This window comes from Salinibacterium hongtaonis (assembly GCF_003065485.1).
Lineage (GTDB): Bacteria > Actinomycetota > Actinomycetes > Actinomycetales > Microbacteriaceae > Homoserinimonas > Homoserinimonas hongtaonis.
This window is the reverse complement of sequence record NZ_CP026951.1, coordinates 2,751,449-2,769,885: the sequence shown is the minus strand read 5'-3', so window position 1 is coordinate 2,769,885 and position 18,437 is coordinate 2,751,449. Positions and strand designations below refer to the sequence as shown.

The 18,437-nt window shown below is 65.1% G+C and carries 22 protein-coding genes; 16 read left to right on the top strand and 6 right to left on the bottom strand.

From position 1 onward, the window contains the following. Positions 1-37 precede the first annotated feature (37 nt). Positions 38-1,327: an ATP-dependent DNA helicase gene (locus C2138_RS13315; protein ID WP_108518550.1), complete on the top strand. Its 1,290-nt coding sequence runs from the start codon at positions 38-40 to the stop codon at positions 1,325-1,327. Here C2138_RS13315 and C2138_RS13310 read toward each other — a convergent pair. After that, positions 1,324-1,974, bottom strand: a complete 651-nt coding sequence (locus tag C2138_RS13310; protein WP_108518548.1) for a biliverdin-producing heme oxygenase — start codon at positions 1,972-1,974, stop codon at positions 1,324-1,326. The genes C2138_RS13315 and C2138_RS13310 overlap by 4 nt on opposite strands. Before the next feature lie 140 nt (positions 1,975-2,114). Then, entirely contained in the window at positions 2,115-2,411 is a 297-nt protein-coding gene (locus tag C2138_RS13305; protein WP_108518546.1) for a DUF2470 domain-containing protein, read from the bottom strand. Between the two features lie 42 nt (positions 2,412-2,453). On the opposite strand from C2138_RS13305, the gene C2138_RS13300 reads away from it, so the two are divergent. Beyond that, a complete protein-coding gene (locus tag C2138_RS13300; protein WP_108518544.1) occupies positions 2,454-2,999 on the top strand; it encodes a DinB family protein in 546 nt (181 codons plus the stop codon). Here C2138_RS13300 and C2138_RS13295 read toward each other — a convergent pair. The 4 genes from C2138_RS13295 to flgN are packed head-to-tail and all read right to left on the bottom strand — an operon-like array spanning position 2,996 to position 6,200. Continuing rightward, positions 2,996-3,379: a flagellar assembly protein FliW gene (locus C2138_RS13295; protein WP_108518542.1), complete on the bottom strand. Its 384-nt coding sequence runs from the start codon at positions 3,377-3,379 to the stop codon at positions 2,996-2,998. The two genes, C2138_RS13300 and C2138_RS13295, sit on opposite strands and share 4 nt — an antisense overlap. Beyond that, positions 3,376-4,278 carry a flagellin N-terminal helical domain-containing protein gene (locus C2138_RS13290; RefSeq protein ID WP_241961128.1) on the bottom strand — a complete coding sequence of 301 codons (903 nt, stop codon included), beginning with the start codon at positions 4,276-4,278 and terminating at the stop codon, positions 3,376-3,378. The genes C2138_RS13295 and C2138_RS13290 overlap by 4 nt, the downstream gene beginning before the upstream one ends. Before the next feature lie 3 nt (positions 4,279-4,281). Continuing rightward, entirely contained in the window at positions 4,282-5,706 is a 1,425-nt protein-coding gene (flgK, locus tag C2138_RS13285; protein ID WP_108518540.1) for a flagellar hook-associated protein FlgK, read from the bottom strand. Between the two features lie 8 nt (positions 5,707-5,714). Then, on the bottom strand, positions 5,715-6,200 hold the full coding sequence (gene flgN, locus C2138_RS13280; protein ID WP_108518539.1) for a flagellar export chaperone FlgN: 486 nt from the start codon (positions 6,198-6,200) through the stop codon (positions 5,715-5,717). Between the two features lie 422 nt (positions 6,201-6,622). Between flgN and C2138_RS13275 the strand changes: the two genes are divergently transcribed. The 14 genes from C2138_RS13275 to C2138_RS13210 all read left to right on the top strand — a co-directional run bounded on the left by C2138_RS13275 (position 6,623) and on the right by C2138_RS13210 (position 18,424). Then, the gene (locus C2138_RS13275) at positions 6,623-7,447 is read left to right on the top strand and encodes a sigma-70 family RNA polymerase sigma factor (RefSeq protein ID WP_422395401.1); all 825 of its coding nucleotides are present in this window, start codon (positions 6,623-6,625) and stop codon (positions 7,445-7,447) included. 119 nt (positions 7,448-7,566) lie between these two features. After that, a complete protein-coding gene (locus C2138_RS13270; RefSeq protein WP_199220437.1) occupies positions 7,567-8,412 on the top strand; it encodes a flagellin N-terminal helical domain-containing protein in 846 nt (281 codons plus the stop codon). Positions 8,413-8,548: 136 nt separating this feature from the next. Next, positions 8,549-9,925 carry a flagellar filament capping protein FliD gene (gene fliD / locus C2138_RS13265; RefSeq protein ID WP_108518537.1) on the top strand — a complete coding sequence of 459 codons (1,377 nt, stop codon included), beginning with the start codon at positions 8,549-8,551 and terminating at the stop codon, positions 9,923-9,925. Next, positions 9,922-10,392: a flagellar export chaperone FliS gene (fliS, locus tag C2138_RS13260; protein ID WP_233245514.1), complete on the top strand. Its 471-nt coding sequence runs from the start codon at positions 9,922-9,924 to the stop codon at positions 10,390-10,392. Before fliD ends, fliS begins: the two co-directional genes overlap by 4 nt. A gap of 21 nt (positions 10,393-10,413) precedes the next feature. Then, positions 10,414-10,728, top strand: a complete 315-nt coding sequence (locus C2138_RS13255; RefSeq protein ID WP_108518536.1) for a hypothetical protein — start codon at positions 10,414-10,416, stop codon at positions 10,726-10,728. A 193-nt stretch (positions 10,729-10,921) separates the two neighbouring features. Continuing rightward, positions 10,922-11,263, top strand: a complete 342-nt coding sequence (locus tag C2138_RS13250; RefSeq protein WP_108519156.1) for a flagellar basal body rod protein FlgB — start codon at positions 10,922-10,924, stop codon at positions 11,261-11,263. 14 nt (positions 11,264-11,277) lie between these two features. Continuing rightward, on the top strand, positions 11,278-11,670 hold the full coding sequence (locus C2138_RS13245; protein WP_108518534.1) for a flagellar basal body rod protein FlgC: 393 nt from the start codon (positions 11,278-11,280) through the stop codon (positions 11,668-11,670). Further along, complete coding sequence (gene fliE, locus C2138_RS13240; protein WP_108518533.1) at positions 11,670-11,996, top strand: flagellar hook-basal body complex protein FliE; 327 nt, start codon at positions 11,670-11,672, stop codon at positions 11,994-11,996. Before C2138_RS13245 ends, fliE begins: the two co-directional genes overlap by 1 nt. After that, positions 11,996-13,585 carry a flagellar basal-body MS-ring/collar protein FliF gene (fliF, locus tag C2138_RS13235; RefSeq protein ID WP_108518531.1) on the top strand — a complete coding sequence of 530 codons (1,590 nt, stop codon included), beginning with the start codon at positions 11,996-11,998 and terminating at the stop codon, positions 13,583-13,585. Before fliE ends, fliF begins: the two co-directional genes overlap by 1 nt. Beyond that, positions 13,582-14,607 (top strand): flagellar motor switch protein FliG, encoded by a 1,026-nt coding sequence (fliG, locus tag C2138_RS13230; protein ID WP_108518530.1) that lies wholly within the window; start codon positions 13,582-13,584, stop codon positions 14,605-14,607. Before fliF ends, fliG begins: the two co-directional genes overlap by 4 nt. Then, positions 14,597-15,205, top strand: coding sequence for a FliH/SctL family protein (locus C2138_RS13225; protein WP_159078251.1), 609 nt, complete (start codon positions 14,597-14,599; stop codon positions 15,203-15,205). The genes fliG and C2138_RS13225 overlap by 11 nt, the downstream gene beginning before the upstream one ends. Further along, the gene (locus tag C2138_RS13220; protein WP_108518526.1) at positions 15,205-16,560 is read left to right on the top strand and encodes a FliI/YscN family ATPase; all 1,356 of its coding nucleotides are present in this window, start codon (positions 15,205-15,207) and stop codon (positions 16,558-16,560) included. The genes C2138_RS13225 and C2138_RS13220 overlap by 1 nt, the downstream gene beginning before the upstream one ends. Continuing rightward, positions 16,557-17,000: a flagellar export protein FliJ gene (locus tag C2138_RS13215; RefSeq protein WP_108518524.1), complete on the top strand. Its 444-nt coding sequence runs from the start codon at positions 16,557-16,559 to the stop codon at positions 16,998-17,000. The genes C2138_RS13220 and C2138_RS13215 overlap by 4 nt, the downstream gene beginning before the upstream one ends. Continuing rightward, entirely contained in the window at positions 16,997-18,424 is a 1,428-nt protein-coding gene (locus tag C2138_RS13210) for a flagellar hook-length control protein FliK (protein ID WP_108518522.1), read from the top strand. Before C2138_RS13215 ends, C2138_RS13210 begins: the two co-directional genes overlap by 4 nt. Positions 18,425-18,437: the final 13 nt, after the last annotated feature.

The following is an 18,437-nucleotide window of genomic DNA, read 5'->3' as shown; positions in this document are numbered from 1 at the left end:
GATTAGACCAGGTGATTATTGCGGGGAGGGGACTCGAATGAGCGATCTGACCCTGTCCGCTGAACAGGCAGCGGTGTTCGACACGATTGAGAACACGCGCGAGAACATCTTTGTAACCGGTCGTGCCGGAACCGGAAAATCCACTCTGCTCAACCACCTCTCGTGGAACACGTCGAAGCAGATCGTCATCTGTGCCCCCACCGGCGTCGCTGCCCTCAATGTGGGTGGCCAGACCATCCACTCGCTGTTTCGTCTGCCGATTGGCGTGATCGCCGATCACGAGATCGAGCAGGGGCCAGAGCTGCGCAAGCTCCTCAACACGATTGACACCCTCGTAATTGACGAGGTTTCGATGGTCAACGCTGACATGGTCGACGCGATGGACCGCAGCCTGCGTCAGGCGCGGCAGCGCAAGAACGAACCCTTCGGCGGCGTTCAGGTCGTTCTCTTCGGCGACCCCTACCAGCTCGCCCCCGTGCCGGGCGATGCTGATGAGCGCGCCTACTTTGCCGACACCTACCGATCGATGTGGTTCTTTGACGCCAAGGTGTGGAACGAGACACAGCTGCGCATCTTCGAGCTGCAGGTCATCCATCGCCAGCACGAAGAGGCGTTCAAGTACATGCTCAACGCCGTGCGGCACGGCATGGTCACTGCTGAGATTGCCGGGCAGCTCAACGAGGTGGGGGCGCGGCCGGCTCCCGTTGACGACGCGATTACCCTCGCAAGCCGCAACGACACCGTCAACCGCATCAACGCCAGTTCGCTCGCCCGACTGCCCGGCCGCTCACGCACGGCGACAGCCGAGGTCAACGGAGACTTTGGTGGGCGCTCATACCCGGCGGATGAAAACCTGCAGCTCAAGGTGGGGGCCAGGGTCATGTTTTTGCGTAACGACCCCGATCAGCGCTGGGTCAATGGCACCGTCGGCACCGTCTCGCGAATCGACAACACCGTCAAGGTGATGGTCGACGGGGACGAGCACGAGGTGCTTCCGGCCGTGTGGGAGAAGATCAAGTACAGCTACTCGGCGACGACAAAACAGCTCAGGCGCGACATCGTGGCGGAGTTCACCCAGTTTCCCCTGCGCGCAGCCTGGGCCGTGACGATCCACAAGTCACAGGGCAAAACCTATGACCGCGCGATCGTCGACCTCGGTGCGCGCTCGTTCGCTCCGGGCCAGACCTACGTGGCCCTCAGCCGCATCGCGTCGCTCGACGGTCTCTATATGAGCAGACCGCTGCGGCCATCCGACATCATCGTGGACGACAACGTGCGCCGATTCATGTCACAGGCAGCCACGGTGCCGGGTATCGCCGCGTCCTAGGCGGCGGCGGTTGCGGCCTTCTGAGCATCGAGGTCAAAGAAGAGGTCGGTGTTGAACTGGTAAGCAACCAGGACCTCGTCGATAACGCGGCCCCGCTCTTCTTCAGTCCACTCGATCGAGTCGAGGGCCGCCCGGTAGGCATCCTTGAACTCGGCCGGAGACTCGATCTCGGCGAAGCTATAGAAGGCAACGCCCTCAGCGCCGAGGCCGAAGTGGCGCTGCATGAGCTTGCCGATGTGCTGGCCGCCCGAGAGATCGCCGAGGTACCGCGTGTAGTGGTGGGCGATGACGCCGCCGGTCCAGTCGGCAACCTCGCGCATCCGCTCGCAGTAGCGAACCGTGGCGGGCACCGGGCTGATGCGGTCGCGCCATCCCTCGCCCATGAGGTGATCGAGGTCTGCTTCGATCGCGGGCATGCGCACGAGCTCTGCAGAGAAGAGGGCGCTCGCGTCGGGATCGCTGGCCTTAGCGGCGGCGATCTCCTCGAGGACCTCGTAGATGAAGAAGTGCTGCACGACGAGCTGGGTGTAGTCGTCGAGCGTGCCTTCGCCCTTCATGAGGTTCGTCATGAATCCCGCGCCCTCGCTTTCGCCGTGGCTGGCCCACGTGCGTTCGCGTAGGGCCTGAGAGAAGGGGATGAGGGTCACAGCGGTACTCCAAAGGCTAGTTAGGTGACCCTAATACTAGCAATGGGCCGACACGGTGTCAGTACGTTTCTTCAGTTACGCAGGCCTCTCGAGCAACAAAATGGCCAGCCACGAGAAGCCCAGTGGCGCGCAGGTGACCCTTAGTGGGGGCGCGGTTCGAGCCCCAAGCGCTCGCACGCCGAGTCGTAGAGCACGACGATCTCGCGGCGGATCTCGGCCCGCTCCGAAATAGCGGTCGACCACGGAACCTCGAGATCGTGCGTCACGCTGTCGGCGACGTAGCTCCACCGACCCCCGTTTTCGTCGAGGTCGGTCATTGTTGCCGACGCTGCGGCAGCATTCCCGAAGGCTCGGGCGATGAGCACGTTGTCGTCACGGTGGTCGTCGTTCATGTGGTGAAGAACTGCGGCGACCACATCGGCAGAAAAAACTGGCATGAAATATACGGTACCGGTGTCTTGGGTGCGCCACGATGGAGTATGGCTATCACTCCCGACACCAAAGACTGGACCTGGGTGCTGACCACCCCGTGCCCGGAATGCCACTTTGACGCTTCTACGTTTGGTTCTGGCGACGTGCCCGACATGATTCGGGCGAACGCTGCCGCGTGGCCGCGCCTGCTCGACAGGCCGGATGTTGTCGCACGGCCCAACGACGTCACCTGGTCGCCGCTCGAATACGCCGCGCACGTTCGTGATGTGTATCGGCTATTTCACGAGCGGCTCACCCTCATGCTCACGGAGATCGACCCACAGTTCGCCAACTGGGATCAGGATGCTACGGCGATTGCCGATAAGTATGCGGAGCAAGATCCCGCCACGGTCGTGAAAGAGCTCGCTCAGGCGGGCGAGTCGATCGCCGACGAGTTTGCGGCGGTGCGGGGTGAGCAGTGGTCGCGCACGGGTCGGCGCTCGGATGGCGCCGTCTTCACGGTCGAAAGCTTCGCCAAGTATCTGCTGCACGACGTGGTGCACCACGTGTGGGACGTGACCCCCACGAGCATGGGAGGCCGCGCGGTTGACTAGACGTGCGCAAGCTCCGCCCGGAGGGGCCATTCCTGGTTGTCCAGGATGAACTGAGCACAGGCGCCGGTGGTGGAGTTGACCACGATCGGTGCCATGAGGTTGGTGGTGGTCGTTCCGTCGAGGCCGGGGTTCGCCACCACAAGCACGAGGGCGTCGTCGGCAGAATCTAGGGCGAGGCTCGCCGCCTGCTGATCGCTGATCTCGGGGTTATACGCCGGCAGGTAAACCCCGGCGTTGAGCACATAGAGCCGCTGTTCGCTGGCGCCAACGGCACGCAGGGTGAACAGACCCATCGCCCCGGCAACTTCTTCGAGAAGAAAGTCGACGTGAGGGGCGAACCCGGGCGGCGGAACCACGAAGGTCAGCGCTGCGGCGCTCATCGCAGAAAGTCCATGAGCGTGGGCTGAAGAACGCGGGCCGAAACGGCGAGGGCCGACTGGTAAGAGACCTCTTGAGCCTGTAGGTCAAGGATCGCCCTGCCGAGGTCGAGGTCTTCGATCTCGGACCGCTGCGACTCGAGGGCAATAGCCTTCGACATCGTGGTCTCCTCCGCTTTCATCACCTGGGAATGCCGTGTGCCGACCGTGGCCCACTCTCCCTTGATCACTTCAAGTCTGGCATCGATGTCAACGAGCTTGACTCCCACGTTGGTACCGCCCCGCAGGTCGGCGACAATCGAGTCGACGAGCGCGAACACCGAGGCTGCACCCTGCCCGAAGACGGTGGTGCCATCGGAATCGACGCGAACGAGCGAGTGCCCGTCGATGCGACGCTCGACGGAGCTGCCTGGCGCACCACTGAAGGCGAGGCCGTCGGGGCTGGCGGGGTCTGCGACGAACGCGGCACCTGCGTTGGAGCTGCCGGCGAAGATTGTGCGGCCGAGGTAGGTGCTGTTGGCCTGTACGAGGAGGTCTTCTCGCAGGCTTTCGAGCTCGACGGCGATCGCCTCCTTCGCGGTCGGCGACATTGCGCCGTCGTTGGCGCCCTGCACCGTGAGGTCGCGCACGCGGTTGAGAAGGCCGGTGACGTTGCTGAGGGTGGAATCAACGGTGGAGAGCCACCCGAGCCCGTCGGAGATGTTGCGCTTGTACTGGTCTGTTGACGCCTGTTCCGCGCGCACGAGCAGGGAGTTGGCCGTGCCGATGGGGTCGTCGGAGGGACGGCCGATGCGCTGCAGGTTTGTCGCCTTCTCGCGCACCGCGCCGAGCGTGGCCATTGAGTTCTGCAGGTTCTGCTGCGCTGTGCGCATCAGAAGGGTGCTCGTGGTTCTGGTGATCACGGGTTACCTCCCTACGACGCCGGTGCGGTTGATGAGGGTATCGAGCATTTCGTCGACGGCCGTCATGACCCGGGCGGCGCCCTGATAGGCGAGCTGAAAGCTCAGCATGTTGATGTTCTCTTCGTCGATGTCGACGCTTGAGTGCGCGAGCTGTGCACCGATTGCAGCATTGACCGAAATGGTGGAGAGGTCTGCTTGGTGACCGGCCGTGCGGGATGCGACACCGATTCCCGTAACGATCGTGGACCATACGGCGGAGGGGCCGGATGGGTCGACGCCGATCTGCGAGATCGCGTCGGCGATACCGCCGTTGTAGGCGCCCGCACCGGAGTTCGACGAGGCGATGGTGTCGACCGAGGTGGCGACGACGACAAGGTTGCGGGCGTCGACGACGCCTCCGGCCCAGCCGAAGAAATCGAGGTTGGTCGAACCGTTGGCGGTTTCTCCCGTGCGGTGAACTGCATTCACTCGGTCGTGAAGAGAAACGGCGAGGGCGGTGAACGACGCCGCTGCCTCGGCAAGGGAGCCGCCCGTTCGAGTTGCATCTGCGGGGGCGAGTGACGCGATTGCGCCGGCGATCTCGCCGCCATCGAGGGAGATGGGAGTGTCTGGCCGGTGGTTCCACTCGAGTCGCACTGGGTCGCCGGCGCCGTCGGCCATGATGCGCCCGCCGGCCACCGAGATGGGCCTGAACGTGTCGCCGCTCACGATGGCGTTGCCACCGATGAGAACTTCGACCGTGCCGTCGGCGGTTTCGCGCGCCGTTCCTCCCGCGAGCGAGGCGATCGTGGCGGTGAGGCTTGAGCGCTTGTCCATGAGCTCGTTGACCGACTCACCAGCGGCGAGGGCGCTTCGGATGCGGCCATTGAGCCCGGCCACCTGCGAGGCGGCGTCGTTGAGTTCTGCAGCCATGCCATCCGTCTGGGCGCGCAGATCAGACCATTCGGCCGCAATCTCGGTGTAGCCGTTGCCGATGCGGGCAGCGAGAACGCCGGCCTGCTCAAGCAGAACGCTGGCGGATGCTGGCTCACCCGCCCGGTTCGAAACGTCTTGCCACGCGGACCAGAAAGTCTGCAGCTGGTTGGAGATGCCGTTCTTGCCGGGCTCCTGGAGGACGCTCTCGATCGTATCGAGAGCGCTGCTCCGCACGTTCCAGTAGCCAGAGGAGGCGGCGGACGAACGAACCTTGGAGTCGAGAAAGATGTCGCCGAGACGGGCAATGCCCTCGGTGGCGACTCCCTGGCCTACCGTGACGCCGTGGGAGAGGGCGCCCACGTTCGCGAGCCCGCCAATCGAGGAGGTCGTCACGCGCTGCCGGGTGTAGCCCTGGGTGTTGAGGTTGGCGATGTTCTGCCCCACGACATCCAGCCCGTTGCGGGCCGCGGTGAGGGCGGTGTAGGCGGTGTTAAGTCCGCTGAAGGTGCTCATGGTGCCGCCTAGAGTCTTTCGTCGATGAGTCGGGCCCCGGTGCCAGAGTCGTTGGCCTGGCCGGAGGCGTCGTAGGTGCCGGGATCGTTGCCGATCCCCGCAATGGTCTCTTGCGTTGAGCGAAGGGCCGACCGCAGAAACTGCTCGTTCGAGTCGCGAAGCTGGGCGATCTGGCCTGTGAGCTCGGTCATTGCGGTGAGGTGGTTCGAGAAGATCTCTGACCAGGGGCCTTCTGGAGCGTGGTTGATGAGGTCGCGCAGCGTCGCTTCGCCTGGCGCGCCCCATTCTTCTGCGAGGGCAGAAACCTCGACCGTGCGGGTGAGGTTGAGGGGTCGAAGCCGTTCGAGCACCTGCTCGACCTCGCGGGTTGCGTGCTGGAGCCAGCGGGTTTTGCCCGCAGTGAGAAGGAGCTGTTCTTCTTCTAGCTTGAAGAGCAGGAGCTCAAGGAGCTCGCGTTCTCGCCACAGGGTGGCGGACACGTCGTTGGCTCCCACGGTCTCTCCTGTCGTTCGTTTATCGGGGTCACGGCGCACAGCGTCGCAGTCAGCCGCCCGGGTCGGCGCTTGAAGTGGACTATCGGCAAGGCTAGCGGCTCCGTTAGGCGATATATCTGAATCTCTTCGGCAATACCGCCAAGGTGTCCGTCTACCCCAGTTATGGGGATCTGCTCCCCCCTAGGGGGGACAGCGCCCAAAAAAAGTTCATGTGTTGGGTGAGGGTTTGGCCCTATCGCGGGCATAGAGTCGCCGCAGTCGCCGAGATTGCAATCGATCAAAGGCGACAAACAGTTGAGGATCACGGCGGTTGTGGTCACCCGAAGCGGCCCCACCCGGCAGTCTCGACTGGACGTTCGGACCCGAACCAGCACGTCGCTTACCCAAATATGTTCCACACGCTTTTAAGCACAACGGGGGTAATGCTGGTGAATCTCACTGCGCGCAACACACTGGTGGTCGATAATCTGCCACTCGTGGGATATCTGGTTTCTGAGCTCTGCGCTCGGGCCACCCACCTTTCGCGGGACGACCTTGCCTCGGCGGGCGCACTCGGCCTGATCTCGGCCGCCGAGTCGTTCAAGCCCGAGCTGGGCATTCCCTTTGGCGCGTTCGCTCGCAAGCGCATCACCGGCGCCTTCGCCGACGAGCTCCGCGCGGGCGACTGGGCAAGCCGCGGTACCCGCAAGCGCATTAAGCAGACGATGGCGATCGAAGAGCAGCTCATGGCTACCCTCGGCCGCGCTCCCTCTGTTGAGGAGATCGCCGCAGCGCTCGGCGTCGACCGCGCTTCAGCCCAGGAGGCCATGGCGGATGCCGGCCGCACCATGAGCACGCTCGACGAGATCACCGCCGAACTGCTTGTCTCTGAATCGCAGCAGCCAGAAGACACTGTGCTCGAAGCGGAGCGCACCGGATTCCTGCACTCCGCCGTCGACGCGCTGCCCGAGAAGATGCGCCATATCGTCACGGCGATCTACTTTGACGACAAAACCGTCAAGGAGATCGCAGAAGAGATGGGGATCACCCACTCGGCCGTCTCCCAGCAGCGTTCGGAGGCCATCCGCCTGCTGCGCGACGGCATGAACACCCATTTCTCCGACGACGACATCGAACGCGCGCCGGAATCGCGCATCTCTGCCGCGAGTCGCAGCGCCTACCTCGCCCGCCTCGCCGGCCAGGCCACGAGCGGCATGAGCCGAATGTCAACCGCGGGAACGGCGCTCGACCGAACCATCGCATCCTGACGGAGATCGCCACAATTTAAGAATTCCTTCTAACGGATGCCGAACGGCAGCCGATAGCTAGGATTACCGGCCCATGGATGGGCTGGTGAACCACAACCCACATCACGGAGGAAAACACCATGGGTATGCAGATCAACACCAACGTCGCGGCACTCAACTCGTACCGCAACCTGTCCAACACGCAGAACGACCTGTCGAAGTCGCTGGAGAAGCTGTCCAGTGGTCTGCGTATCAACCGTGCAGCGGACGACGCGGCCGGCCTCTCGATCTCCGAGGGCCTGCGCTCGCAGGTCAACGGACTCAACGTTGCCGCTCGTAACGCCCAGGACGGCATCTCGGTCATCCAGACCGCAGAAGGCGCCCTGACCGAGGTTCACTCCATCCTCCAGCGTATGCGTGACCTCGCTGTTCAGGGTGGTAACGACTCGAACAGCCCCGAGGCTCGCACGGCGATCGAGACCGAGGCCGGAGAGCTCAGCAAGGAGCTCTACCGCATCACGGAGTCGACCAAGTTCAACGGCATCAACCTGCTCAAGGGTGCCGAGCTGACGTTCCAGGTGGGTGCCAACGGCGACGCCAACAACGCCATTGCCGTAACCCTCGCCAACGTTGCTACGTCGGTCGGAACGCTTGCGTCCGCTGACGGAACCGCCGCAGGTGTTGGTTTCGACGTTGACAGCAACGGCGTTGCACAGACGACCATCACCGCGATCGACACCGCGATCACGGCTATCTCCACCTCACGCGCCAACCTCGGTGCCGTGCAGAACCGCTTCGAGTCGACGATCAACTCGCTCAACGTCTCGGCGGAGAACCTTGCCGCTGCGGAGTCGCGTATCCGCGACACCGACATGGCAAGCGAGATGGTCAACTACACCCGCGCGAACATCCTGTCGCAGGCCGGCACCGCGATGCTTGCTCAGGCAAACCAGTCGAACCAGGGCGTTCTTCAGCTCCTCGGCTAACCAGCACAGTGAATAGCCAACGCCCGGGGGCGGCGGTGCGCGAGCCTGAATCTCGCTGCACGGCTGCCACCGGGTGTTGGTCACATTCGCGCACCTACATCACACGCACCTAACACCAAATCAGGGGGAGGAAATCATGGGAATTTCGCTTGATGGCCTCGCCAGTGGGCTTCCGACAAAGGAACTCATTGCCTCTCTGATGCAGATCGAAGCGGTCCCCCAGACGCTTCTCAAGAACAAAGCAACCCGCACGACCAGCATCGTCACGGTGCTTCAGGCCCTCAACCAGCGCATCGCTGCTCTGGGAGACCTATCCAAAGCCGCGGCCAAGCCAACGGCGCTCGACCTGCACACCGCGCTGACCAGTTCGGATGGCGCAACGGCCACCGTAGGCAGTGGCGCAGCAGCCGGATCGATCGATTTTGTCGTTGACAAGCTCGCACAGGCGCAGTCCGGTGTCACCGCGGCAATGCGCGAATGGTCGACGCCCCCGGCGCTCACGATCGTGGGCAGCAACGGCACCACAACGGAGATCGCCCCGGCCTCCTCGTCGCTCGACGACGTCGCCAAGGCCATCAATGACGCAGGCGTCGGAGTCAGGGCGCTCAAGGTGGCCTCGGGTTTCGACGGCAGCGGAGACCCACTCTTCAGGCTTCAGCTCACCGGAACCACCACGGGCGCGACCTCTGGGTTCTCGATCTACCAGGGCACTGCGGCAGACGTGGCAGCATCCACGGCCGTCGATGTGTTGGCCTCCCCCGGCGCCGCGATCATCACGGCGGCTCAGGATGCCGAAATCACCCTGTGGGCGGGAACGGCCGCGTCGCAGACGGTGACCTCGGCCACAAACTCATTCGAGGCACTGCTGCCCGGTGTGTCGGTGACGGTGGCCAAAGCCGACCCGAACCCCGTCACTCTTACCGTTGCTCGCGACGTAGAAGGGGCGACCAAGGTCGCTCAGGACCTCGTCACCTCTCTCACGGAGATTTTCTCCTTCATCGACGCCCGCACCAAGGTCTCTATTGGCACCGACGGAGCAACGACCGGTGGAGTCTTCTCGGGCGACAGCACCGTGCGTTCGGCGAAACAGAGCCTGCTCTCGGCGATCTCGATGCCGATCAACGGCCACTCCCCCGCAGATGTCGGCATCAACATCACCAAGCACGGCACCATCGAGTTCGATGCCGAGAAGTTTGCGGCGGCCCTCGCTTCAGACCCTGCCAAGGTTGAAGCCGCAATAGCGGGGCTCTCGAAGCGGGTGGCGGATGTCGCGACACAGCAGTCCGACAAGTACGACGGAGTGTTGACGGCGAAGATCACCGGACAAGAGTCGCTCGCCAAGAGCCTCACGGAGCAGGTTGCAAGCTGGGACGACCGCCTCGCCGCCCGAGAGGCCACGCTCCAGCGCACTTACTCAGCCCTAGAGGTGCGCATGAGCGCCATGAACGCACAAATGACCTGGCTCAACTCTCAGATTGCTTCTCTCCCGAAATCAGGAGGCACGACGAAATGACCATGACAATGGGACACCACTCTCCCCTCGGCGGGCAGCTCGGCGTCGAGCGAGCCAAGCGGGCGGCCTACAACCGCGATGCCGTGCTGTCTGCCTCCCCCGCCCGGCTGCTCACCATGCTCTATGACCGACTCCTGCTCGACCTGCAGCGGGCAGAAGTCGCCCAAGACATCCAGGACTGGGCGGGCGCCTCTGAGCAGCTTCTTCACGCCCAGGACATTCTCACCGAGCTGACCTCGTCGCTGCGGGTTGACGCCTGGGATGGGGCGGAGGGTCTTATGGGCGTATATACCTTCGCCACGCGTGCGCTGATCTATGCCAACACGCATCGCGATGTCGACAGCACTCGCGTGTGCATCCAGTTGCTCGAACCGCTGCGCCAGACCTGGCATGAGGCAGCGGCCCAGGCCCCCGAGTCGGTGACGGCGAGCATCCCGACCGCCCGTGGCACCCTCGGCGTGGCTTAACCACCACCTCGAAAGCACCCCGTGAACCCGACCACGACAAGCCTCCCCTCTGGCACCTTCACCGCCTGGTCCGACACTCTCGACGAGCTCGAGCGCGAACTCACCGTTGCCGACGACGTGAGCCGGGCCAGCGGCAAATGGACTGCGCCTGTAGGGCTTGGTCAGTTGCCGCCGGAACTCGTTGGCAGGGCGCGGGATCTTGTAGAGCGACAGCAGCGGATGCTCGCGCGACTCGATGAGGAACGCCTGGGAACAGGACGCCACCTTGCGGCGCTGCGGAGCGTGCCCACGGCGCAGCTCGTCGAGCGCTCGGTATATCTCGACGTCGCCGGCTGAACTTCGCTGCCTGAACTCTGCCACCTGAAGTCGGCCACCTGAACTCCGCCACCTAACGCCCCAAACATCATCAATTTTGCACAAATGCCTAACGCATTCGACGCGAGGTGCCGATAGCTGAGGAAGAGCAGGGATCGCTCACCTCACAAGGCCATGGATCGGCCGACGTCGAATTCCATGAAACGGGATGCTTGTGTTCGATTCGGTGACCTCACTTGCCCTCGGCAGTGCCCTTGATGGGCTATCGCTGCGCCAGCGCACCATTGCCAACAACATCGCCAATGTGAATACGCCTGACTACAAGGCCAAGCGCGTGCTCTTCGAAGCCGCGCTCGCCGACTCTGTTCGCAGCGGCAACGGAGCCACGACCGCGACAACAGCAGACTCGCTCGAGCCGACGCAGCTCAACGGCAACAACGTCAACCTCGACACCGAGACTCTTTCGAACATCGACACCGTGCTGCGATACCAGTTCGCTGCCCGCGCGGTTGAGGGCCAGTTCACGAGCCTTCGCTCGGCAATGCGCACCAGTTAGGCGGAGAAACGACCATGACATTCGACGCAATCGGCATCGCCGGCACAGCGCTCACCGTTCACCGCAAGTGGCTCGACGCCGTTTCGGACAACCTGGCCAACGTCAACACGGCCGCATCGACCGACGGTGAAGCGTTCCGCGCCCGCTACGTGGTCGCTCAGGCGGGCGAAGGCACCACGGGCGTCTATGTGCAGGGCGCGGCCTACGGCGATGCCGAAGGCCGCCTCGTCTACGAACCGGAGCATCCGCTCGCCGACGAAGCCGGCTATGTGCGCTACCCCGACATCGACCTCGCGAGCCAGATGGGCCAACTCATCATGGCGCAGCGGGGATACCAGGCAAACGCTGCGGTCGTCGACCGGGCGAAGGAAAGCTACCAGGCTGCAATTCAGATCGGCAGGTCGTAATGTCCATCCCCAGCATCGGCGCACTCTCGGGCATCAACCCGGCTGCCGCGCTCACCGACGGCCTCGACCTGCAGGCAGCGACCGCAGCCAGCAATGCCCCGAGCGCCAGCAACTTTCAGGCGACGCTCGGCGGCGTCGTCGATGATCTGCGCTCGCTGCAGTCCACCTCAAACGAGTTGGCCATCAAGGCCGTGAGCGGCGACCTCGCCGACATTCACGACGCCACCATTGCATCGACCCGCGCTCAGGTAACGCTTGAACTCGTCGCCGCTGTTCGCAACAAGGGTGTTGACGCGTTCAACGAGATTATGAGGATGCAGGCCTGATGCCCGCCCAGATCACGTCGGCCTTTGGCCGTCTCGTCGCGGCCATTCGCGAGTTCACGATTGCGCAGCGCACGATCGCGCTCATCGGTGTCGCCGTGCTCGTGCTGGGTATCGCCGGCCTCGGGGTGTGGCTCAGCAAGCCCGCATATACGCCCCTCTTCACGGGGCTGTCGGCATCGGATGCGAGTGCTGTCGTCGAGCAGCTACGCGCCGGAAGCGTCGAGTACCAGCTCACGGATGGTGGATCCACGATTCTTGTGCCAGAGGGCAACGTCTATGAGCAGCGCCTCGCGGCGGCAGCGGCGGGCCTACCCTCCGCCAGCACGGGCGGCTACTCCCTGCTCGATGACATGGGCGTGACCAGCTCTGAGTTTCAGCAGTCGGTGACCTATAAGCGCGCACTTGAGGGCGAGCTCGCCTCCACAATTGGCGCGCTCAAGGGCGTGCGCACGGCGTCTGTTCGTCTCGCCATCCCCGAAGAGACCGTGTTCGTATCGCAGACGCAGAGCCCCACCGCTTCGGTCTTTGTCGAAACGGATCGGGGCGTGAGCCTCAGCAACGAACAGGTTCAGGCCATCGTGCACCTCACCTCGGCATCGATCGAGGGCATGAAGTCGACGGATGTCGCCGTGATCGATGCAGAGGGCACCGTTCTTTCTGCCGTGGGCGCCGGGGCGACCGGCAGTGCGGACAAGCAGGCCAGCGACTACGAACAGCGCGTGCAGGGTGCCGTGCAGGCCATGCTCGATAAGGTTGTCGGCCCCGGTAACGCCAGCGTGGTTGTGGCCGCCGACATGAGCTACGAGTCGGCAGAGCGCCTCGAAGAGACGTACACCGCCCCGCTCGACAACCCCGTGATCAACGAGTCGACCGACACCGAGAACTACACCTCCGGTGCTGCTGGCGGAGCCGTCGGCGGTGTGCTCGGCCCCGACAACATCGCAGTTCCCGGGGGCGCCGACTCCGGTCTCTTCTCCTCCGAGTCGACCACCCGCAACAATGCCATCAACAAGGTCACCGAATCCCGTGTCATCCCGGCGGGGGCGGTGACCCGTCAGACGGTCTCCGTGGCCGTCAACGAAGAGGCCATCGCGGGGTTGAGCGTCCCCTCTATTCGTGAGCTCGTTGCCGCGGCGGCGGGCATCAACGACGAGCGGGGCGACTCCGTGGCCGTCGAAGTCATGGCGTTCAACGCGACAGGCGCAATAGCGGCATCCGAGGCGCTCGCCGCAGCCGAGGCGGCAGCGACGCAGGATCGCATTATGCAGCTTGCGACCGTTGCTGTGATCGTCGCCGGAATCGTTCTGCCGATCGTGATCGGACTCGTCATGATGGCCCGGCGTCGCCAGGCCGCGAGGGAGGCTGGCGAGCTCGCCAAGCTCTCTGACATCCTCGACGCCCCCACTGTTCCCATGCAGATCAACGCGTCAGCCCCGCCCATCGAGCTGCTCGCTGGCGACCTGCCGATCCCCGTCGTCGCAGACGCGGAGCGGCAGAAGGCCGAGATCGAGGCCCTCGCCATGCGCGACCCCCAGAAGACCGCTGAGTTCTTGCGCGGCCTGATGGACGACGTAAGGCCGACCCGATGACCGATACCGCAGTAGAAGGCCTGACCGGCACCCAAAAGGTGGCGGTCGTGCTGATGAACCTGGATAGCGCGAAGGCTGCAGAAGTCCTCAAGCAGTTCACGGACTCAGAGGCCGAGGAGATCGTCGCCGAGATCGTTCGCCTCAAGAAGGTCGACTCGCTTGTCGCCGAGCGCGCGATCGGCGAGTTCCACGCCCTCACGGTGCGCGGCGGCGGAATCAACGCTCGCGGCGGACGCGACATCGCGGTGGGACTGCTCGAAGCATCCTTCGGAGCCGAGCGCGCCGCGGGGCTCATGAGCCGTGTCGCCTCGTCGATGGCCGGCAAAGCATTCGAGTTTCTCGAGGCCGTTGATGCGAGCCAGGTTGTCACCCTGCTCGATGGTGAGCTGCCGCAGACGGTTGCCCTCGTGCTAGCGCACCTGCGGCCGGAGCAGGCCTCCATGATTCTCACGGGCCTCGACGACAACAAGCGCACCGAGGTCGCCCACTGCATCGCCATGATGGGCAGCGCCGCACCCGAGGCCGTTCGCGTCGTGGCCGACACCCTCAAGGTGAGGGCTGGAGCCGTCGTGTCGACCCGCGACTCAGTGGAGATCGTCGGAGGAGTACAGCCTCTCGTTGACATCATCAACCGCTCGAGCGTTGCCACCGAGCGCGAACTGCTCGAGGCGCTCGACGAGCGCGACCCCGATCTCGCAGAAGAGGTTCGCTCGCGCATGCTCACCTTCGCGGACATCGTCAAGCTCGAGCGCAAGGACGTGCAGCACGTGCTGCGCGGTATCGACGCGGCTGTTCTGGCAATTGCCATGAAGGGCAGCCCAGAAAACGTGATCGAAGTCATTCGGGGAAACCTTTCGGAGCGCAACCGCGAGATCCTCGACGACGAGATCTCGGCGCTTGGCCCCGTGCGGCTCTCGCAGGTCGAAGAGGCGCGATCCGAAATCGTGCGTGCGATCCGCGACCTCGAGTCGCAGGGTGCCATCACGGTTCAGCGCACAGAGGAGGAAGAGCTTGTCTACTAGAACCCAGTTCTCCCTCGTGAACTTTCCCGACCTGGGCGGATCCAACGCCGAGGCTGCTGAGGAGCAGGCACGCACCCGCGGCCACGCTGCGGGGTATGCAGCAGGGCTCCGAGCCGCCGAGGTTGCCCTCGACCGGGAGCGCCGGGCCGAGGCCGCTGAGCGCGCGGCGATAGCCGCACTGGCTCAGGAGCGCAACGAATCCCATATCGCGCTCCTTCGTGCCGCGATCGCCGCCGTCAACGCTCGGACAGCACCCGTGCTCGACGAGGCACACCAGCTCATCGCGACGGGTGCGATCGATCTCGCAGAGTCGATTATCGGCATCGAACTCAGCGACGCTCCGCGTTCAGCGCGGGCCGCCGTCACGCGGGCGCTCCGCGATGTGGACCCCACCACAATTCTTGTTCTGCGGATGCACCCCAGCACCCTTGCCGCGCTCGAAGATGACTGCATCGTCGACGGCATCACCTACTCCGCCGACGCGAGCGTGGCCCCCGGCGATGCCATTGCAGATTTCGCCGAAGGGTACCTCGACGCCCGCATCTCCTCCGCAATCTCCCGCGCACGCACCGCGCTGATTGAGGGACCCGCAAACTGATGACAACGACCGCAGCGCAGACACCGGCATCGGCGGTTCGCCGTCGTGCCGACGCGCGACTCTCCGACGCTCTGAGGGCAGCCCGTCCGCAGCGGGTCGGCCGAGTCTCGTCTGTCGTTGGACTCGGCCTCGACATCGTGGGAGTCGAGTGCGCTGTCGGCGAGCTCATCAGCGTGGGAGACGGTGCCTCGGTCGACGTCGAAGTCATCGCAACCACCCGCGACGGCGTGCGATGCATGCCCCTCGGGCGCATGAACGGCATCGTTCCGGGAGCCCCCGCCCGCCCGCACGGCCGCCCCATCCTCGTCCCCACGGGGACCGGCCTCCTCGGGCGCGTGCTCGACGGACTCGGCCGCCCGATCGACGGCAAGGGACCCCTCGCGAGCGACGGATGGGTTCCCCTCGACCACGAAACCCCCGCGGCTCTCGATCGCGCCAGAATCGACACCCCGCTCGCGCTCGGCGTTCGAGTGCTCGACACCCTCACCACGGTGGGCCGGGGTCAGCGTCTCGGGCTGTTCGCCGGGTCGGGCGTCGGCAAATCCTCGCTGCTCTCCATGATCGCGAGGGGCACCGAGGCCGAAGTCTCTGTGATCGCTCTGGTCGGAGAGCGCGGGCGCGAAGTACGCGAGTTTCTCGAAGACGACCTGGGGCCAGAGGGTCTCGCTCGCTCGATCGTGGTCGTATCCACCTCTGACGAGCCGGCCCTCATGCGGCTGCGCGCAGCCTTTGTGGCCACCCGCATCGCCGAGTCGTTTCGCGATGGCGGCAGCGACGTCACTCTCATGATGGACTCCCTTACCCGCGTGGCCATGGCGCAGCGCGAGATCGGACTCTCGGTCGGCGAGCCGCCCGCAACTCGCGGCTACCCGCCATCCACGTTCTCTCTGCTCGCACAGCTCCTGGAGCGTGCCGGCACCGCGGAGCGCGGGTCGGTGACGGGGCTCTACACCGTGCTCGTCGACGGCGATGACCACAATGAACCCATCGCCGACTCGGCCAGAAGCATTCTCGACGGGCACGTCGTGCTCGATCGCAAGCTCGCCATCACCGGCCATTTTCCCTCCGTAGATGCCCTCGGCTCGGTGAGTCGCGTGGCCAGCAGAGTGAACCCCGCCGAGCGCACCCGCCTCGCGACATCGCTGCGGCGCGTGCTGGCCGCCAGAGCATCCGCACAGGATCTTCTCGACGTCGGCGCCTATCAGCGGGGCAGCAACCCCCTTGTGGATGCCGCTGTCGACAATGAGGCAGCGATCGCCGCGTTTCTGCAGCAGGGCATGGATCAGAGGTGCGGTGCCGAGGATTCGTGGCGTGCACTCTCCGAACTCGTTCGGCAGTTGGGGGTCGCAGCATGAGTCGCGAATTTTCCCTTGCCGGTCTGCTCAGGCTCCGGCACCTGCAGCAGGAGCTCGCCGCGGGCGAACTCTCGTCTGTGCGCGGACGCCTCGACGAGAACTCTGTGAGTCAGGAGCGCGCTCGCATCGCGCTGGGCGGGATTCCGACCGACGTCACAAGCACGGCGACTCTCTATGCGATGGCGGCCGGCAGGGCGTCGATGCGCAGTGCGCTCTCTGATCTCACCTCGCTCGAAAGCGAGCTGCGGTCGCAAGCCTCTGCGGCCGGCGAGGAATTCTCCCGGGCACGGGCAGCAGCACTCAGCCTCGAAAAGCTCGAAATCAAGCACGACCAGAAGGTCGCGGCAGAAGACCTGGTCGCCGAGCAGGCACTGCTCGACGAGCTCGCATCGACCACCTGGCACCGCGACAAGCACGAGACAGAAGGGACAACGCCATGAGCATGCTCACCATGCCAACGGCGGCCCCCGGCCGACCGGCGGCGACCGCATCATCGGGTGCGTCGGCATCCGCCGGTGCCGCAGCAGGATTCGGGGAGACCCTCACGGGTGCCGTTAAGTCACTCGAGGCGGATGCCGCCTCTGGTGCCGCCTCTGACGCTTCTTCGGGTACCGCGCGTTCGATGAGCGGCACGGAAGCCCCCGTCACGGGCTTCGGCTCGCGTGGCGTTGCGGATGCGCTGACCACGGGTTTTGCGAGCGGCGACGCTCTCGGCCTCCCGGCAGGCGCGTCGACCTCGATTGATGGTGTCGACGTCTCGACGGACGAAGCCGCCGACACTGCGGGCGAGGCCCCGACAGGCGAGGGAGCGGCCGAGCAGGCGGCGACGATGCCTACTGCTGGATCCGAGCCCGCATCGGCAGCATCGGCGGCGGCAGCGGCAGCATCGGCGGCAGCGGCGGTGTCGGCGCGAGCGGCGCTTGCTGCGGCACCCGGCCAGCGGGATGCCGCTGCCGACCCGGCAGCGATGCCGCTGGATGCCGAGGGCGAGACCGCGATCCCTGGCCTGAAGAATGACGCTGTGGGCGGGCTTGGCGGTGCAGCAGCAGGGTCTGCGGGCCGAGCCGGGCTCGCCGGTGCTGGCTCAGCCGCCGCCGCATCTTCAGCCGTGGCGAGCGGCGTTCCAACCGACGCCGCAGCCTCCGCGACCAGAACAAGCACTCCGCCGACCGCAGCGGGTGCCGTCTCGGGAGCAACCGCTGGTGCGCGTTCCGTTGAGGCCGCGGAGCCAACCGCTCTCGTCGCACCCGCTGCGGCAGCCGTCTCGCCGGCTGCGCCCACGGTTGCAGCATCGGCCGACGCGCTGCCCACGATCGCACCCCTGGGGCAAACCCAGCTCACGCCGACCGTGGCGGCGCAGCCTTTGACCGCAGCCCCGGCCCCGGCTCCCGTTCCCCAGGATTTCAGCGCCCAGCTTGCCAAGCCGATCGCCCTGCTGCGCGGCGCTGCGAGCGGCGAGCACGTGATCACCGTCAACGTCACCCCCGAGAATCTCGGGCCCGTGACGGTGCGCGCACACATCGCTGCGGACGGAATGCGCATCGAACTCATCTCGCCCAGCGAGGCAGGGCGAGAAGCTCTCAAGGCAATTCTCGGCGACCTGCGCCGCGATCTTGCGGGGCTCGGCGTGACGACCGGCCCGCTGACGGCGGCCGGAACGAGCCAGCAGGGGCAAGGCCAGCCGGGGCAAGCGGCAGCACAGTCGACCCTCGACCTGGCGCAGGGTCAGGCGGGCCAGCACGGCTCCGCCACACCCGGCACCCCCGACCGAAAGCCGGCAACCGCCGCCACAGACCTCGGCGAGAGCCGCGACATCCGCAACCTCGATGGCACTGCCCGCACGGGCATTGACGTGCTGGCCTAACCGGCACCCGAAA

What these genes read in the sequence shown, in the direction of transcription:
- C2138_RS13315 (WP_108518550.1), top strand. Translation starts at nt 38, where the DNA reads ATGAGCGATCTGACCCTGTCCGCTGAACAGGCAGCGGTGTTCGACACG.
- C2138_RS13305 (WP_108518546.1), bottom strand. Translation starts at nt 2,411, where the DNA reads ATGCCAGTTTTTTCTGCCGATGTGGTCGCCGCAGTTCTTCACCACATG.
- C2138_RS13300 (WP_108518544.1), top strand. Translation starts at nt 2,454, where the DNA reads ATGGCTATCACTCCCGACACCAAAGACTGGACCTGGGTGCTGACCACC.
- C2138_RS13295 (WP_108518542.1), bottom strand. Translation starts at nt 3,379, where the DNA reads ATGAGCGCCGCAGCGCTGACCTTCGTGGTTCCGCCGCCCGGGTTCGCC.
- flgK (WP_108518540.1), bottom strand. Translation starts at nt 5,706, where the DNA reads ATGAGCACCTTCAGCGGACTTAACACCGCCTACACCGCCCTCACCGCG.
- C2138_RS13275 (WP_422395401.1), top strand. Translation starts at nt 6,623, where the DNA reads ATGCTGGTGAATCTCACTGCGCGCAACACACTGGTGGTCGATAATCTG.
- C2138_RS13270 (WP_199220437.1), top strand. Translation starts at nt 7,567, where the DNA reads ATGGGTATGCAGATCAACACCAACGTCGCGGCACTCAACTCGTACCGC.
- fliD (WP_108518537.1), top strand. Translation starts at nt 8,549, where the DNA reads ATGGGAATTTCGCTTGATGGCCTCGCCAGTGGGCTTCCGACAAAGGAA.
- fliS (WP_233245514.1), top strand. Translation starts at nt 9,922, where the DNA reads ATGACCATGACAATGGGACACCACTCTCCCCTCGGCGGGCAGCTCGGC.
- C2138_RS13245 (WP_108518534.1), top strand. Translation starts at nt 11,278, where the DNA reads ATGACATTCGACGCAATCGGCATCGCCGGCACAGCGCTCACCGTTCAC.
- fliE (WP_108518533.1), top strand. Translation starts at nt 11,670, where the DNA reads ATGTCCATCCCCAGCATCGGCGCACTCTCGGGCATCAACCCGGCTGCC.
- fliF (WP_108518531.1), top strand. Translation starts at nt 11,996, where the DNA reads ATGCCCGCCCAGATCACGTCGGCCTTTGGCCGTCTCGTCGCGGCCATT.
- fliG (WP_108518530.1), top strand. Translation starts at nt 13,582, where the DNA reads ATGACCGATACCGCAGTAGAAGGCCTGACCGGCACCCAAAAGGTGGCG.
- C2138_RS13220 (WP_108518526.1), top strand. Translation starts at nt 15,205, where the DNA reads ATGACAACGACCGCAGCGCAGACACCGGCATCGGCGGTTCGCCGTCGT.
- C2138_RS13215 (WP_108518524.1), top strand. Translation starts at nt 16,557, where the DNA reads ATGAGTCGCGAATTTTCCCTTGCCGGTCTGCTCAGGCTCCGGCACCTG.
- C2138_RS13210 (WP_108518522.1), top strand. Translation starts at nt 16,997, where the DNA reads ATGAGCATGCTCACCATGCCAACGGCGGCCCCCGGCCGACCGGCGGCG.